13 protein-coding genes are annotated in these 15746 nt (G+C 51.1%); 2 read left to right on the top strand and 11 right to left on the bottom strand.

Features of this window, described 5'->3' with window-relative positions; all coding sequences use genetic code 11:
• Positions 1–6 precede the first annotated feature (6 nt).
• The 3 genes from KHQ09_RS08045 to KHQ09_RS08035 all read right to left on the bottom strand — a co-directional run bounded on the left by KHQ09_RS08045 (position 7) and on the right by KHQ09_RS08035 (position 4513).
• Entirely contained in the window at positions 7–1233 is a 1227-nt protein-coding gene (locus tag KHQ09_RS08045; protein ID WP_238481711.1) for a lipoprotein-releasing ABC transporter permease subunit, read from the bottom strand.
• A 143-nt stretch (positions 1234–1376) separates the two neighbouring features.
• Complete coding sequence (gene proS / locus KHQ09_RS08040) at positions 1377–2705, bottom strand: proline--tRNA ligase (RefSeq protein ID WP_213597549.1); 1329 nt, start codon at positions 2703–2705, stop codon at positions 1377–1379.
• Positions 2706–3442: 737 nt separating this feature from the next.
• Positions 3443–4513 carry a helix-turn-helix domain-containing protein gene (locus KHQ09_RS08035; protein ID WP_213597547.1) on the bottom strand — a complete coding sequence of 357 codons (1071 nt, stop codon included), beginning with the start codon at positions 4511–4513 and terminating at the stop codon, positions 3443–3445.
• Between the two features lie 147 nt (positions 4514–4660).
• Here KHQ09_RS08035 and KHQ09_RS08030 point away from each other — a divergent pair, with 147 nt between their 5' ends.
• Positions 4661–5362, top strand: coding sequence for a hypothetical protein (locus KHQ09_RS08030; RefSeq protein ID WP_213597545.1), 702 nt, complete (start codon positions 4661–4663; stop codon positions 5360–5362).
• A 58-nt stretch (positions 5363–5420) separates the two neighbouring features.
• Here KHQ09_RS08030 and KHQ09_RS08025 read toward each other — a convergent pair whose 3' ends face one another.
• Positions 5421–5687 (bottom strand): DUF1467 family protein, encoded by a 267-nt coding sequence (locus tag KHQ09_RS08025; RefSeq protein WP_121992725.1) that lies wholly within the window; start codon positions 5685–5687, stop codon positions 5421–5423.
• A 396-nt stretch (positions 5688–6083) separates the two neighbouring features.
• On the opposite strand from KHQ09_RS08025, the gene KHQ09_RS08020 reads away from it, so the two are divergent.
• Complete coding sequence (locus KHQ09_RS08020; protein WP_238481592.1) at positions 6084–6893, top strand: transporter; 810 nt, start codon at positions 6084–6086, stop codon at positions 6891–6893.
• 55 nt (positions 6894–6948) lie between these two features.
• Here the strand turns inward: KHQ09_RS08020 and KHQ09_RS08015 are convergent, their stop codons facing one another.
• The 7 genes from KHQ09_RS08015 to KHQ09_RS07985 all read right to left on the bottom strand — a co-directional run bounded on the left by KHQ09_RS08015 (position 6949) and on the right by KHQ09_RS07985 (position 15668).
• A complete protein-coding gene (locus KHQ09_RS08015; protein WP_213597543.1) occupies positions 6949–8667 on the bottom strand; it encodes a ribonuclease J in 1719 nt (572 codons plus the stop codon).
• A gap of 265 nt (positions 8668–8932) precedes the next feature.
• Complete coding sequence (locus KHQ09_RS08010) at positions 8933–9712, bottom strand: biotin--[acetyl-CoA-carboxylase] ligase (protein ID WP_213597541.1); 780 nt, start codon at positions 9710–9712, stop codon at positions 8933–8935.
• A 64-nt stretch (positions 9713–9776) separates the two neighbouring features.
• Positions 9777–11213 (bottom strand): NADH-quinone oxidoreductase subunit NuoN, encoded by a 1437-nt coding sequence (gene nuoN, locus KHQ09_RS08005; RefSeq protein ID WP_213597539.1) that lies wholly within the window; start codon positions 11211–11213, stop codon positions 9777–9779.
• Between the two features lie 17 nt (positions 11214–11230).
• Positions 11231–12736, bottom strand: a complete 1506-nt coding sequence (locus KHQ09_RS08000) for an NADH-quinone oxidoreductase subunit M (protein WP_022711732.1) — start codon at positions 12734–12736, stop codon at positions 11231–11233.
• Positions 12736–14718: an NADH-quinone oxidoreductase subunit L gene (gene nuoL / locus KHQ09_RS07995; RefSeq protein ID WP_116088133.1), complete on the bottom strand. Its 1983-nt coding sequence runs from the start codon at positions 14716–14718 to the stop codon at positions 12736–12738. The genes KHQ09_RS08000 and nuoL overlap by 1 nt, the downstream gene beginning before the upstream one ends.
• 7 nt (positions 14719–14725) lie before the next feature.
• The gene (gene nuoK, locus KHQ09_RS07990; RefSeq protein ID WP_022711734.1) at positions 14726–15034 is read right to left on the bottom strand and encodes an NADH-quinone oxidoreductase subunit NuoK; all 309 of its coding nucleotides are present in this window, start codon (positions 15032–15034) and stop codon (positions 14726–14728) included.
• 13 nt (positions 15035–15047) lie between these two features.
• Positions 15048–15668, bottom strand: a complete 621-nt coding sequence (locus KHQ09_RS07985; protein ID WP_022711735.1) for an NADH-quinone oxidoreductase subunit J — start codon at positions 15666–15668, stop codon at positions 15048–15050.
• Positions 15669–15746: the final 78 nt, after the last annotated feature.

Below are 15746 nucleotides of genomic sequence, written 5' to 3'. Positions count from 1 at the left end.
CAGCCATTATTCGTACCTCAGCGCTTCAACAGGATCGAGTTTGGCCGCACGCCAAGCCGGAAAAATCGTTGCAATAAATGACAAGAACAGCGCCATACCAATAACAGAAAGCGTTTCGCTGAGATTCATTTCAGCAGGAAGCTGACTCAGGAAATAAAGCTCCGGATTAAACAAAGTTGTGCCCGACAACCATGAGAAGAACGCACGGATACGCTCCACATTGAGGCACACGACAACGCCGAGCACCACGCCTGCCAGTGTTCCCGTGACACCGATCGCCGCACCGGTCATCAGGAAAATACGCATGATTGCACCACGGGTTGCGCCCATTGTGCGCAGGATCGCGATATCACGCCCCTTATCTTTCACCAGCATGATCAGACCGGAAATAATATTGAGTGCCGCCACCAGAACGATCAGCGTGAGGATCATGAACATCACGTTACGCTCAACCTGCAAAGCCGAGAAGAATGTGGCATTACGCTGGCGCCAGTCTGTCATCATCACAGGACGCTCTGCCGCCTCTTCCACACCAGCACGCAGATCATCAACCTTGTCCGGATTATCGGCAAAGACCTCAATCGACTGGACACGGTCTTCCTGATTGAAGAACAATTGCGCCTCACCCAAAGGCATCAGCACAATAGACGCATCATATTCCGACATGCCGATCTCGAAGATCGCCTTGATCGGATAGGCTTTGGTACGGGCATTCACACCAAACGGCGTTACGTCACCATCCGGCGAAATGATTTTCAGATCATCACCGACACCAAGACCGAGATTCTGCGCCATACGGGTACCAATGGCCACACCGTCAGACGTATCAAAACTCGCGAAAGTACCGGATTTCACATTTTTGGCGATCAGCTCAAGCTTGTTCACATCCTGCTCGCGCAGACCACGCACCAGCGCACCGGTGCCTGCACCGATACTGCCCTGCACCAGAGCCTGCCCCTCAACAACCGGAATAGCGAATTTCACGCCTTGCAGCGCGTCCATACGCTTCACCAGATGATCGTAATCCTCCAGCGGGCTGTCGATCGGCGCAACAATCAGGTGGCCGTTGATACCGAGAATACGGTTGAGGAGCTCCGTGCGGAAGCCGTTCATCACCGCCATAACGATGATGAGTGTGGCCACGCCGAGCATGATGCCGGTGAATGAAAAACCGGCAATCACAGAAATAAAAGCCTCGCGACGGCGGGAACGCAGATAGCGCCATGCAATCATACGTTCCAGTGAGGAGAATGGTCCGGTGCCCTGACGTTGTGCCTGAGCTGCCGGTTTCTTTTCCTGTTGTTTCTTTGGCAATTTATCGAGCAATTGCGCTCCCCCGTTGCCTTGATTTCCACCTGTCGCAGGCTTTTTGAACATTACTGCCCCGCAGTCAGAAGATTGATTGCGGCTTCAACAGTCATGGTCTGACGTTCACCGGTTTTACGATCTTTGACTTCAACTTCACCATTGGCAACGCTGCGCGGACCGGCAATGACCTGCACCGGCACACCGATCAGATCCATGGTTGCAAATTTCGAACCCGGACGGTCGTCGCTGTCATCGAGCAGAGGATCGAGACCGGCATTGGTCAGAGCTTCATAGAGCTTTTCAGAGACTGCATCGCAAGCTGCATCACCCGGCTTCATATTGACGATACCTGCACCAAACGGCGCAATGGCTTTCGGCCAGATGATACCGTTTTCGTCATGGGATGCTTCAATCGTTGCAGCAACCACACGCGACGGGCCGATACCGTAAGAACCCATGGAAACCAGATGTTCTTTGCCATCTGGTCCCTGCACTTTTGCGCCCATTGGCTCGGAATATTTGGTGCCGAAATGGAAGATGTGACCAACTTCAATACCGCGTGCAGCAACCTGATTGCCTGCATCGACTTTTGCCCATGCGGCTTCGTCATGCATTTCTTCAGTCGCAGCGTAAGGCGTTGTCCACTGGTCAACAATAGATGCCATTGCCGCATCATCGAAGAAGTCGATATCCGCGCCCGGAACTTTCAGATCGAGATAAGCGCGGTCACAGAAAACCTGACTTTCACCGGTATCTGCCAGAATGATAAATTCGTGGGACAGATCGCCGCCGATCGGGCCGGTATCCGCACGCATCGGAACCACCTGCACGCCAATACGGGAGAATGTGCGCAGATAAGAAACGAACATGCGGTAGTAAGCAGCTTTCGCACCTTCGTAATTCAGGTCGAAAGAATAAGCATCTTTCATCAGGAATTCACGCGAACGCATCACGCCGAAACGCGGACGCACTTCATCACGGAATTTCCACTGAATGTGATAAAGGTTCAGCGGCAGGTCTTTATATGAGCGTACATAGGAGCGGAAAATATCGGTGACCATTTCTTCATTGGTCGGGCCGAACAGCATTTCACGCTCGGAGCGGTCTTTAATGCGCAGCATTTCCTTGCCGTAAGCATCATAACGGCCGCTTTCGCGCCACAGATCAGCAGACTGAATTGTCGGCATCAAAATTTCATTGCCGCCTGCGCGGTTCTGCTCTTCACGAATGATCGTATTGACCTTGTTCAGAACCTTCAGACCCAGCGGCAGCCATGTGTAAATACCGGCTGACTGCTGGCGGATCATCCCCGCACGCAGCATCAGACGATGGGAGACAATTTCTGCCTCTTTTGGATTTTCTTTCAGGATCGGCAAAAAGAATCGCGACATACGCATGGAGGAACCACCGGAAATTGCTCCCGATCCCGTTAGAATCAGGAAAAAACACATAAAATCTCTCGTGTTTATTAACCACTTATCATGGCAATGAAAACCCGTCTCACGCAGAGCGGAGCCAGCAAATCTTCAGTCACGAAGGCATGCAGACCTGACGGATAAAGCCTGCCAAATTATGGCAGCGTCCGATGATTCCTTATATTTCAGGAGATCGGGATAAAAATAATGTGAGCTTTACAGCATTTCCCGCTGCCGGAACGGCAAAAGACAGGTTCAGCTTCAGTTTTATTTATTTGTGACAATTTTTTTACATTTTTGATTTTCATCCAAAAAGCACTCTAAAAACTGCAATTCTTATGAAAATTTCATTTTAAATCGAATTAAAAACATTGAAATTTGCTTTTCGGCTTCAATTCTTATGGCATTTTTGTGTCCGCGCTTAAAAAAACGCGTGACAACTGATATTTCTCATTCTATTTTCCAAGCAACGACAACAGAGAGCAGACTTAACTACTCTCTCACGCGGTCAAAGTCTTGGGAGGATGCAACTCAGGCGCGGTATTTCGCAGCCGCCTGTAACAAGGAAACGAGTTGGACGCGTATTTTATCAGCAAGGCTAACGCCTTGCTTTTTTTTACATCTTAATAATACAAATATAGTGTGATTATAAACTCCGGTTTTGCTTCATCACGATAATAAAGCAATTCGCCTCAAAACCCATGTCATGCAAGGCCGTGCTATTCAGTGATGCTGGTGCCGGACATAATTATTTGATTACGATATGTTTTAGGTGCAATCCCCGTCACCCGTAAAAATTCGCGATTGAAATTCGATTTGGTGAGAAAGCCGCTGGCAAATGTGATCTGCGTCACCGGTTCATCCGTCTCCTTTAACAGGCGACACGCCTCCTCCACGCGAAAATTATTCACATAAACTGACACGCTGATCCCGCGACAGCGATTAACCGCTTCAGACACATGGCGTGGTGGCCTGCGCAGCCGGTGTGCAATGCGCTTCAGATTAAGTTCCATATCCTTATAGAGCTGTTTATCCCGCATCAGCGCATCCAGCTCAGCCACAATGGCCAGATGCTCATCTGTTGTCAGCGCACTCTCAGATGTAAGTGCAGGTACCTTCCCCTCATCCCGCTCATCTTCATCAGCATTTGTGCGATTATTCAGTGCCACACCGGCCGCCGCGCCCAATACCAGCAGTGACAAAATATTGGTGACCAGAATGATCGAGGGGGAATAGCGGCCGCTGTTCCAAAGAAAATCGAAATTAATCAATATATCAACGATTACAGAGCCTATCAGCATAGCAGCGGTTATCTGCATCGCCCGATAAGAGCGCATAATTCCGTCCAGCCGCGCAGCAATCAGCACATCCGGCCCCGCAAAACTCAGGAGCAGCAGAGCCAGACCATAGGCCAAAAATATCACGACAATTGCCAGCGCCGCCAGATCACGGCGTATAAGCAGCAACACAAACACCGCCAATACAGGCAGCAAATGCGGCCAGATTTTATCCGCCCGCAAAGCATCATCACTATTCTGCACCGTGAGACTGCGAAAACTTAAATAAGACAATCCGGCAATTATAGATGCCAGTAAAATCTGCACTGGCAGAACAGCAAGGATGTCATAGCCCCAGCGCAAGCCGAGCAGAACCGATTGCAGCATATAAGTACCGATCAGCGCGATGAAAAACATATCCGCACGGCTTCCTGCCTCGCGATTACGCAACAGCTGCACCAGTATAATCGCCAACAATATTGTCAGCACAAATGGCAGCGGAATAAAAATCATCGGCAAATATCTCGGTCATATCTCATCTTGCGATCAGGAACATGAAACAAAACGCGTTATGCGTCGACCTTGATCCTGTTTCAGGTCGCAGAAATACACAGTCCGGCGAATGATCCCTGCATTATCAACACAGTCAGGATCAAAATAATGGACTATATGCTTCTCTCAATTTTACTTTCCGCCATTCTCACGCTCAGTGGCTGCACCAAGGAAACCAGTACATCGGAAAAAATCGTGGCAACCGATGGCATAAAGAGCGTAACGATCAGCGGTGATGCCAGCCTTATCCGCTTGAACGCGCAAGACGATCAGAAACTACAGGCTGTCATGAGTGCCAAGCCATCGGGATGGCTTTCCGGCTGGTTCTATAATGACTGTAAATCCAAGGGCGAGATGATTGTCAGCGACCAGACATTGCTGATTAAAGCGCAAAACAGCGGCTGGTATGATCTGTCCGAATGCAGCACCTATTTGCAAATCAATCTGCCGCGCAATGCAGGCGTGACGATTAATCAGCCTGCTTTCAAAGGGGACTTACAGGGACAATTTGCCGATCTGAATATAGAGACCCGCGCCGCAGATATCAGCCTGCAAGGTGCCGCCACATCAGTCAGAATTCGCGGTGACGCTTTTCGCACCAGACTGCAATTTGATGGTACAACACAGCCGGAACAGATTGATATTGCCGGCCGTGCACTGGATACCAGCCTGATCTTTCCGAAAGGCACCCCGGTCAGTTATCGTATCCATTCCAAAGCCTCCCTGCTCGATGCCAAGCTACCGAATACGCAGGGAGCAAAGCCGGAAATCGTGATTTCAGGTGATTATGCGCGCACAGAAATCCGATAGAAATTATCGAATAGCGCTATAATTACAGTGCTTTATATAAAATATTTCAGAATGAGATTCACAGCTCAGGGAAGAAGTGCGGAATATCATCCAGACCGAAACCGAGTTTCTGTGTCACAAACCAGAACAGGCCGAAAATCACTGTCGCAAGGATGGTCGTACGCAGAAAAGCCAGCCAGATTCGCGGGCGCGCCGGTGCGCTCGCGACTGTGCCACGCACAATATTATTCTCTTCTGCTTGCGTACGCAGACCGAAAGGCAGCATGGCAAACAGACTTGTCCACCAGATGATAAAATAGATCGCCATTCCGGATATAACAGACATATTCTTCCTCCCCGCATAATTCTCTTAAAGGACTAGAGCATAATTCCTTAAACTTGGATCAGTTTAAGGAATTATGCTCTAGTTTTAAAGCGTTAGAGCGACCTTTGTGTGCCAAGTCTGGCACACGGCGCTCTATGCATCATTATTGGCCGCAGCATAGAGCAGCAAAAGAACACGGGCAAGAGACAGAGCATTTCCAGCTTATCTTGAATCATGGGAAATGCTCTGTCTTTTTGTTTTTACGCGTATCTTATCCGCAAACCGCTACGCATTTTTCGGGATACGCTCCGGCATCATGCAGTTTTTCACAATGATACGCATAAAAATGCCAGCTGCAAATTTCAGACAATGCGCTTAACCTGCTTATTATTTCGAATAATATCAGGTCATTAGCCGATGATACGCAATATATTTTTATGCATTATAACATTCATATTATGCAGTATTGTCAGTTTCATTCCTGCTGCCAAAGCGCAAGAACCCAATGCACAACAACTGGCAAAGAAACTGGCCAATCCGGTTTCCAGTCTCATAAGCGTGCCCATTCAAAATACTTATACCTGTTGCACAGGCACAAATAATGCCGGTCGTTTTACTACCAATATTCAGCCGGTTATTCCCTTTTCCCTCAATGCCGACTGGAATTTGATCGTGCGCACGATTGTGCCAATCATTCATCAAAGCTCCCCTGCGCCGGATATCGGAGCGAAATTCGGGCTTGGCGACACGGTACAGAGTTTTTTCCTGTCTCCGGTTCAGAAAACAGATGGCATCATCTGGGGTGCAGGGCCGGCCTTTCTCTGGCCGACCGCCACCAATGCCATGCTTGGCAATCAAAAATGGGGTATAGGTCCGACAGCCGTTGCGCTCAAACAAATGCGCGGCTGGACGATGGGCATGCTGACCAATCATATCTGGTCTTTTGCCGGAGAAAGCGACCGGCAGAATGTCAGCGCCACTCTGATACAGCCTTTTATCAGCTATACTTTTCCCAATACGATCGGCTTATCGCTCAATAGTGAGATGACCTATGACTGGACGAATGAGCAATGGACAATACCGGTTGATCTCGGCATTTCCAAAGTCTTCACTTTCGGTAAGCAGCATGTCAGCCTTGGTGTTACCGGCCAATATTTCGCCAACAAACCGGATAACGGTCCTGACTGGGGCGCACGTTTTACAGCCACATTTCTGTTTCCCAAATAAAAACCGCCGGTGAATGGCTCACCGGCGGCGAAATATTTATCCTGAACAGAAACGATCAGGCTTCCGGAATACGGGTGACAAAAACTGTGGTCACCGGTTTTTTACCCCAGACATCATTGGCCGCAGCGCGCACTGCACGCCGTGCCGCTTCACGCACCAGCTCGATATCCTTGCGACGCGCACGCGGAATACTGTCAACAGCGCTGACGACTGCATCATAAAGCAGGTCTTCAATCAGATTGCGCTGACTATCTTCTTCAGGCAAACCAAAGGCTACAACTTCCGGCTCATCATAGATTTTATGCTGATTATCGAGAAGAATGGACACCGATACATGACCGACATAGGCCAGCTTGCGGCGCTCGGTGATGCCCATTTCATCTTCATCACCGATCAGGCGGCCGTCTTTATAAATACGGCCATAAGGCGCCTCATCAATAATCTTTGCAGGCCCCGGAGCCAAACGCAGCACATCACCGTTACGCACCTGTGCCACATCAGGAATACCGGCCTGTATGCCCAATGTGCCCTGCGCAACCAGATGCGCGGCTTCACCATGCACCGGCACCAGAATTTGCGGACGCACCCATGCATACATGCGCTTCAGCTCATTGCGGCGCGGATGGCCGGAAACATGCACAAGCGCATCGTCATCAGAGATGATCTTAATGCCCTGCTCGATCAGCATATTTTTGATTTCAATGATCGATTTTTCATTGCCCGGAATAGTACGCGACGAGAAAATCACTGTATCACCGGCGGTCAAAGCCAGTGAGCGCATTTCATCCCGCGCCAGTTTGGCAAGCGCAGCGCGTGGTTCCCCCTGACTACCTGTCAGCACCATCACCACATTTTCACGCGGGACATAGCCGTAATCTTCTTCCGAGAGAAATTCCGGCAGGCCTTCCATATAACCAAGCTCAGTTGCCACCGAGATACAGCGCTTCATCGAACGGCCAACCACCAGCACCTGACGACCGGCATCACGCGCCGCTTCAGCAATAGAGCGGATACGCCCGACATTGGAAGAGAATGTGGTGATTGCCACACGGCCTTTGGCATTTTCAATCAGCTCACGCAGGCTTTCCGATACCTGACGCTCGGACGGCGATTCACCCTCGCGCATCGCATTGGTGCTATCGCAGACCAGTGCCAGCACACCTTCATTACCCAGCTGTTCAAAACGGGTTTCGTCGAGCACAGGGCCGAGCGACGGCTCCGGATCGATCTTCCAGTCACCCGTATGGATCACACGGCCAAGCGGCGTGGTAATCGCCAGCGATACCGGCTCAGGAATGGAGTGCGTAACGGCCAGCGCTTCAATCTTGAATGCGCCGACTTCAAAGCTTTCACCGGCGCGGAACACAGTCACCGGAATTTCCGGCGCATTATATTCAGCCTGACGTTTGGCTTCGAGCAATCCGGCGGTAAACGGGGTCGCATAAACCGGCAGGCGCAGACGCGGCCAGAGATCCAGCAGCGAGCCATAATGATCTTCGTGCGCGTGGGTAATGATAATCCCGCGGATATTATTACGCTCGGCTTCCAGATAGCGGATATCCGGCAGGATCAGGTCAGCCCCCGGCAATTCAGGACCGGCAAAACTCACGCCCATATCGATAATGATCCACTCACGCGCATGTTCCGGCCCGTAGCCATACATTGCGAGGTTCATACCGATTTCGCCTACGCCGCCCAATGGCAGGAACACCAGTTCCGCTTTGCCATTCACAGCGCTATCGTTTTGCACATCATCCAAACGGGACTGGGGCATTCCCCCTCCTCAATAAATATTACTTCCGACACATTATCATGTGGCACTTTCCATGCTCTTTTAAAGACAGAGCCGGATGCGCAGAGACATGACAATGCAAATTTAGCATTATAATTTCATGACCGCTAAAGTGATTTGAAGCAAGAATAGTTCTCAAAAATTCTCAACTTACAAAAAGAAAACTGAAGTTTTGCACTTCAACTTAACAATTATAGCAATACCGGCCTTTTAGCAGTTCACAGCCTGCACTTCATTGCGGGATGCTTTAGCGTGTTTCAGCACCAAAGAAAACCTCACCGGCTGAGATCGTCTGTTTTCGTCCCTGCGGCAGTGTCAGAACCAGATGGCCCTGTGGATCGATCGAGGAAAAGGTGCCTTCCAATGTCTCGCCACCACTTTGCACCCGAATGACTTCACCCAGTCTTGCCGCATGGCGCAGCCAATGGGTACGGATAGTTTCCAGTCCCTGCCCGTCATTCCACAAAGCAAAGTTCACAGCAAAGCGCTCTGCCAGCGCCTGCAAAAGCTGTTCTGCACCCTGTGTATAGCCATTGGCTTTCAGACTGCTCACCGCATAGGGCACGCCTTCCGGAATATGCAGCACATTCACACCAATGCCGATAACCAGTGCCTTGCGACTGTCTTTCAGCAAAGCGGATTCCAGCAGGATACCCGATAGTTTCGCACCATCTGCCAGCACATCATTCGGCCATTTCAGCTGAAACCGTGTCTCTGTCTCCGGCAGCAATTGCTCAACCGCTTCAACCAGTGAAAGACCGGCGACGAAGCTCAGTGTGGCACCCAGTTCCAGCGGATAATCATGAATAAGCAGCAAGGTTGCAGCGAGATTACCGGTCTGTGTTGACCATTCACGACCACGACGACCACGGCCGGAGCGCTGATCCTTCGTCACATACCAGACAGCACTTTCAGCTCCTGTCTGTGCTTCAGCCAAAGCCTCTGCATTGGTTGAGCCGATATATTCAAATTCCTTTAGCCCGTAACCGGCAGCAATTGTTTTCTCACTCAGAACAAAACTCATCATGCACCTTACAAAAAGAAACGCCCGGCATAAACCGGGCGTTTATAACATGCTTATTCAGATCGCATCAGAAAAATGCTTTGGCAGCATTTGTCGCCCAGATCATGATCGGCGAAGCGATCAGCGCATAGAGCAGAACGAAAGCTGCGGAGACGCCCATCACCAGTTTCAGCTCACCGGCAGGTGCTTCAAGACCGCCTGCAGGCTCATCAAACCACATGATTTTGATAACACGCAGATAGTAGAAGGCACCAACAACGGAAGCCACGATACCGATAACTGCCAGCGGCACCAGACCAGCCTGAACTGCAGCAAGGAATGTGTACCACTTACCGAAGAAACCGGCCAGCGGAGGAATACCTGCAAGCGAGAACATGAAGATGGTCATGATTGTCGCCATCACCGGATTGGTGCGGGACAGACCTGCCAGATCATTGATCTCTTCAACAGTGCCGCTCTTGTTACGCATTGCCAGAATGAATGCGAATGTACCCAGTGTCATCACCAGATAGATCAGCATGTAAATAGCAACGCCGCGCACACCGTCTACAGTACCGGCAGCAAGACCAACCAGAGCATAACCAACATGGCTGATGGACGAATAGGCCATCAGGCGTTTGATGTTCTTCTGACCGATCGCCGCGAAAGCACCGAGGATCATCGAAGCCAGAGCCACGAAAACGATGATCTGCTGCCAGTCAGCGGTCAGCGGTGCAAAGGCACCCATGGTCACGCGTACCAGCAATGCAATAGCAGCCATTTTCGGAGCAGCAGCAAAGAAAGCGGTTACAGGGGTTGGCGCACCTTCATAAACATCCGGTGTCCACATATGGAACGGAACAGCGGAGATTTTAAATGCCAAACCGGCCATGATGAAGACCAGACCAAAGACCAGACCCAACTGACGCTCACCGCCGGTAACGGCAGCAGCAATATCAGCAAAGTTGATTGTGCCGGTGTAACCATAGACCAGAGAAATACCGTAAAGCAGCATACCCGAAGACAGAGCGCCGAGAACGAAATATTTCAGACCGGCTTCTGTGGAACGCACGCTGTCGCGGTTGAAAGCGGCCAGCACATAAAGCGCCAGCGACGACATTTCGAGGCCGAGATAGAGAGCCAGCATATTGTTGGCGGATACCATCAACAGCATACCGACAGTCGACAGCACAACCAGAACCGGAAACTCAAACTTGTTGAATTTCTGGTCTTTGGCAAAGCCGACCGACATGATGAGCGTGACGACCGAACCGATCAGCGTCAGCACTTTCATGAAACGGGTGAAGCTGTCGCTGATAAATGCCGAGCCGAAAGCAGCGCCGTCAGCAGGGAAAACCAGCACGAGTGCGAGCGCACCCAGCAACAATGCTACAGAAAGACCCGTAACAATCGTGCTGGCGCGGTCGCCGGAAAATACACCCACCATCAGCAGCACCAGGGCGCCAACTGCGAGCAGCACCTCCGGTGCAGCGAGAGTAAGGTGGGCAATCAGATCGGTGTACATCGCTCGATGCCTTCGTCTTAATTTGCAACAGGCATGGCAACACTTGCCACAGCCGCATTGTAGTTGGTGACCAGAGCGTCAACGGCACTCGCAGTCGCATCAAAGACCGGAACCGGATAGACACCGAAGAAGATCGTCAGAATGACGAGCGGATACAGGATTGCTTTCTCACGCGGAGACAGATCCAGCAGCGCTTTCAGGCTTTCCTTATCAAGCGCACCGAAAATGACGCGGCGATAGAGGTAGAGCGCATAGGCAGCCGACAGGATAACACCGGTTGTTGCAATCACAGCAATCCATGTATTGGCCTGGAACACACCGAACAGTGTCAGGAATTCACCGATAAAGCCGGAAGTCCCTGGCAGACCAACATTGGCCATAGTGAGGATCAGGAACACAACCGCATATTTCGGCATGTTGTTGACCAGACCACCATAGGCAGAGATATCACGTGTATGCATGCGGTCGTAAACCACGCCAACGCAAAGGAACAGACCGCCGGAAATGATACCGTGCGACAGCATCTGGAACAACGCACCCTGCACACCCTGCGCATTGGCAGCAAAGATACCCATAGTTACATAACCCATATGGGCAACGGACGAATAGGCGATCAGCTTTTTGATATCGGTCTGAACCAGAGCCACCAGAGAGGTGTAAACAATGGCGATAACCGAGAGCCAGAATACGAATGGTGCAAAGTCTGCGGAAGCCAGCGGGAACATTGGCAGCGAGAAACGCAGGAAGCCGTAGCCACCGAGCTTCAGGAGAATACCAGCCAGAATAACCGAACCGGCTGTCGGCGCTTCAACGTGCGCATCAGGCAACCATGTATGAACCGGCCACATCGGCATCTTCACCGCGAAAGAAGCGAAGAAGGCCAGCCACAACCATGTCTGCATAGATGCAGGGAAGTCGTAAGCCAGAAGGGTCGGAATATCCATTGTACCGGCGGTGAAATACATTGCCATCATAGCAATGAGCATCAGCACCGAGCCCAGCAGCGTATAGAGGAAGAATTTCAGGCTGGCGTAAACGCGGCGCTGACCACCCCATACACCGATGATAATGAACATCGGAATAAGGCTTGCTTCAAAGAAGACGTAGAACAGGAACATATCCAGTGCGCAGAACACACCGATAACGAGCGTTTCAAGGATCAGAAACGCCACCATATATTCCTTGACGCGGAAGTCCACGGACTTCCAGCTCGCCAGAATACAGAACGGCATCAGGAATGCGGTCAGAACCACAAACAGCATGGAAATACCGTCCACGCCCATGTGATAGCTGATGCCTTCACCGAACCATGCATGTTTCTCAACCATCTGGAAACCGGCATTTGAATTATCAAAGCCTGCCCAGATCACCAGAGACAATGCAAACACAAAGATTGTGGTCAGAAATGCAACATTACGGATATTGCGGCGCGCTGCCTCGCTGTCGTCCTTGATCAAGAGGATCAAGAACGCACCTACGAGCGGCAGAAACGTGACCGTTGAGAGAATTGGCCAGTCGGTCATCAGAAAGAGCTCCCGATCATCATCCAGGTGACGAGCGCGGCGACACCGATAAGCATCGCGAATGCGTAGTGATAAAGATAACCGCTCTGCAGCTTAACAACGCGGTTGGTAATGCCGACTACCCGAGCCGCCACACCATTCGGACCCATGCCGTCAATGATCTTGGTATCGCCGGTTTTCCAGAGGAAGCGGCCAAGAGCCATGCTCGGGCGAACGAACAGGAAATCATAGAGTTCGTCGAAATACCATTTGTTCAGTAGGAACTGGTACAGGCCAGGATGACGGGCTGCAATTGCCTTCGGTGTTTCCGGCGAGCGGATATAGAAAGCCCATGCAAAGATGAAACCCAGCACCATTGCAATGAACGGCGAGAATTTAACCCAGGTCGGCACGCCATGGAAGTCATGCAGAATGTGGTTATCCGCACCGGTGAACAGAGCGCCCTTCCAGAAGGCATCATAATGATCGCCGAAGAAGTAACCGACGAAGAAGAAGCCTGCGAAAAGTGCACCAACGGCAAGAACGAACAGCGGAACCAGCATCACCGGAGGTGAATCATGAACGTGATGCATAACTTCAGCGGTGGCGCGTGGCTTACCGTGGAAAGTCATGAAAATCAGACGCCATGAGTAGAAGGATGTGAATGCAGCAGCGATCACCAGCAGCGTGAAGGCAAAGCCTGACGCAGCTGAGTGCGAAGCAAATGCAGATTCAATAATCGCATCTTTGGAGAAGAAGCCGGCAGTACCGATAACAGTGCCCGGAATACCAAGACCTGTCAGCGCCACAGTACCGATGATCATCATCCAGTAAGTGGTCGGGATCAGCTTACGCAGACCACCCATACGACGCATATCCTGCTCGTCAGATACCGCATGGATCACCGAACCGGCGCCCAAGAACAGCAGAGCTTTAAAGAATGCGTGTGTGAACAGGTGGAATACGGCAGCGCCGTAAGCGCCGACGCCGAGTGCCACGAACATGTAACCGAGCTGCGAACAGGTCGAATAAGCAATAACGCGCTTGATATCGTTCTGTACCAGACCAACGGTCGCGGCAAAAAAGGCAGTGATCGCACCGATAATAGTCACAACCAGCAGAGCTGTTTCAGACTGTTCAAAGATCGGCGACATACGCGCAACCATGAACACACCTGCGGTCACCATCGTTGCCGCATGAATCAGAGCCGACACAGGTGTCGGACCTTCCATCGCATCAGGCAACCATGTGTGCAGCAGGAACTGCGCCGATTTACCCATCGCGCCCATGAAGAGCAGCAATGCAACAACGGTCAGAGCGCCTTGTTTGTCGAGTTCAAAACCGAGGAAGCTCAGCACAACCTGCGATGCATTTTCACCGGCAGCATAATTCTGGGCTGTCGAGAAGATCGTGGCATAATCCACGGCGCCGAACAGAACGAAGATACCGAAAATACCAAGCAGGAAGCCGAAGTCACCAACGCGGTTGACCACGAAAGCTTTCATCGCAGCCGCATTGGCCGAAGGTTTCTTATACCAAAAGCCGATCAGCAGGTAGGATGCAAGACCCACGCCTTCCCAGCCGAAGAACATCTGAACCAGATTGTCAGAGGTTACCAGCATCAGCATCGCAAAGGTAAACAGCGACAGATAGGCAAAGAAACGCGGACGATGCGGATCGTGATGCATATAGCCGATCGAGTAGATGTGTACGAGCGCCGACACGCTGTTGATAACAACAAGCATGATCGCGGTCAGTGTATCCACACGGATCGCCCAGTCAAAAGACAGGGTACCGGAAGTCAGCCAGTGCAGAACCGGCACACGGACAGGCTCGGATGAGCCCATTGCAATAGTAAAGAACGCAACCCATGACAGCGCAGCCGCAATCACGAGAAAGCCGGAAGTGATATATTCGCTGGCTTTGGCTCCGATCTTATTGCCGAAAAGTCCGGCAATAAGAAAACCAAGCAGCGGAAGGAAGACGATCGCGTAGTAGAGCATCTGCCCGTCAACCTTTCATGACATTGACATCTTCCACCGCGATAGAACCACGGTTACGGAAGAACACGACAAGAATAGCAAGACCGATTGCCGCTTCAGCAGCTGCAACAGTCAGGACGAAGAGTGCGAAAACCTGCCCGACCAGATCGCCGAGCGTTGCGGAAAACGCAATGAAGTTCAGATTGACCGAGAGAAGAATAAGCTCGACCGACATCAAAATGACGATCACATTCTTACGGTTGAGGAAAACCCCGAAAACGCCAAGCGTAAACAGGATCGCCGACACGGTCAGATAATGTTCGATACCGACTACCATCATGAGGCTCCTGTTAAATACCCTTGCCTGTTTCGACTTTTTTGATCTCGATCGCGGTTTCCGGTGTACGGGCAACCTGCGCAGGGATCGACTGACGTTTGACGCCTTCTTTATGACGCAGGGTCAGCACAATCGCGCCGATCATCGCCACCAGCAGGATCAGGCCGGCAATCTGGAAGTAGAAAACGAAATCCGTATAGAGAATGTCGCCAAGCGCCTGTGTATTCTGGCGTGTCGCCACATCAGGGATCGGGTAAGCGGCATTTGCTGCAATTTTCGGCGAGAAGATCGAGGCGGAGAATGCCAAAATCAATTCTGCCAGCAGAACCACACCGACCAGAGCACCAACCGGCGCATGTTTAAGCGCGCCCTGTTTGAGCTCAGCAAAATCCACATCCAGCATCATGACGACGAAGAGGAAGAGAACCGCCACAGCACCGACATAAACAACCACAAGGATCATTGCCAGGAATTCAGCACCCGTCAGCAGGAACAAAGCCGCTGCGTTGAAGAAAGCCAAAATCAGAAACAAGACCGAGTGAACGGGATTGCGTGCGGTGATAACCATCAGCGCACTCGCAATCATGATGAAGGCGAATAAATAGAAAAACGCCGCCGCTATACCTGTCAGCATGGGGTTCCCCAATATCCTTTAACTTGGCAAGGCAACTTGCCTGTCCTACCACCTCATATCCCACAGCCAAAAACCGCG

Source organism: Pseudochrobactrum algeriensis, assembly GCF_018436245.1.
GTDB lineage: Bacteria > Pseudomonadota > Alphaproteobacteria > Rhizobiales > Rhizobiaceae > Pseudochrobactrum > Pseudochrobactrum saccharolyticum.
The sequence above is the reverse complement of the archived record's forward strand: the minus strand, read 5'-3'. Positions and strand labels throughout refer to the sequence as shown.

Excerpts from the sequence above, each read along its gene's own strand:
- KHQ09_RS08045 (WP_238481711.1), bottom strand. The coding sequence starts at position 1,233 with ATGATTGCATGGCGCTATCTGCGTTCCCGCCGTCGCGAGGCTTTTATT.
- proS (WP_213597549.1), bottom strand. The coding sequence starts at position 2,705 with ATGCGTATGTCGCGATTCTTTTTGCCGATCCTGAAAGAAAATCCAAAA.
- KHQ09_RS08035 (WP_213597547.1), bottom strand. The coding sequence starts at position 4,513 with ATGATTTTTATTCCGCTGCCATTTGTGCTGACAATATTGTTGGCGATT.
- KHQ09_RS08030 (WP_213597545.1), top strand. The coding sequence starts at position 4,661 with ATGGACTATATGCTTCTCTCAATTTTACTTTCCGCCATTCTCACGCTC.
- KHQ09_RS08025 (WP_121992725.1), bottom strand. The coding sequence starts at position 5,687 with ATGTCTGTTATATCCGGAATGGCGATCTATTTTATCATCTGGTGGACA.
- KHQ09_RS08020 (WP_238481592.1), top strand. The coding sequence starts at position 6,084 with ATGATACGCAATATATTTTTATGCATTATAACATTCATATTATGCAGT.
- KHQ09_RS08015 (WP_213597543.1), bottom strand. The coding sequence starts at position 8,667 with ATGCCCCAGTCCCGTTTGGATGATGTGCAAAACGATAGCGCTGTGAAT.
- KHQ09_RS08010 (WP_213597541.1), bottom strand. The coding sequence starts at position 9,712 with ATGATGAGTTTTGTTCTGAGTGAGAAAACAATTGCTGCCGGTTACGGG.
- nuoN (WP_213597539.1), bottom strand. The coding sequence starts at position 11,213 with ATGTACACCGATCTGATTGCCCACCTTACTCTCGCTGCACCGGAGGTG.
- KHQ09_RS08000 (WP_022711732.1), bottom strand. The coding sequence starts at position 12,736 with ATGACCGACTGGCCAATTCTCTCAACGGTCACGTTTCTGCCGCTCGTA.
- nuoL (WP_116088133.1), bottom strand. The coding sequence starts at position 14,718 with ATGCTCTACTACGCGATCGTCTTCCTTCCGCTGCTTGGTTTTCTTATT.
- nuoK (WP_022711734.1), bottom strand. The coding sequence starts at position 15,034 with ATGGTAGTCGGTATCGAACATTATCTGACCGTGTCGGCGATCCTGTTT.
- KHQ09_RS07985 (WP_022711735.1), bottom strand. The coding sequence starts at position 15,668 with ATGCTGACAGGTATAGCGGCGGCGTTTTTCTATTTATTCGCCTTCATC.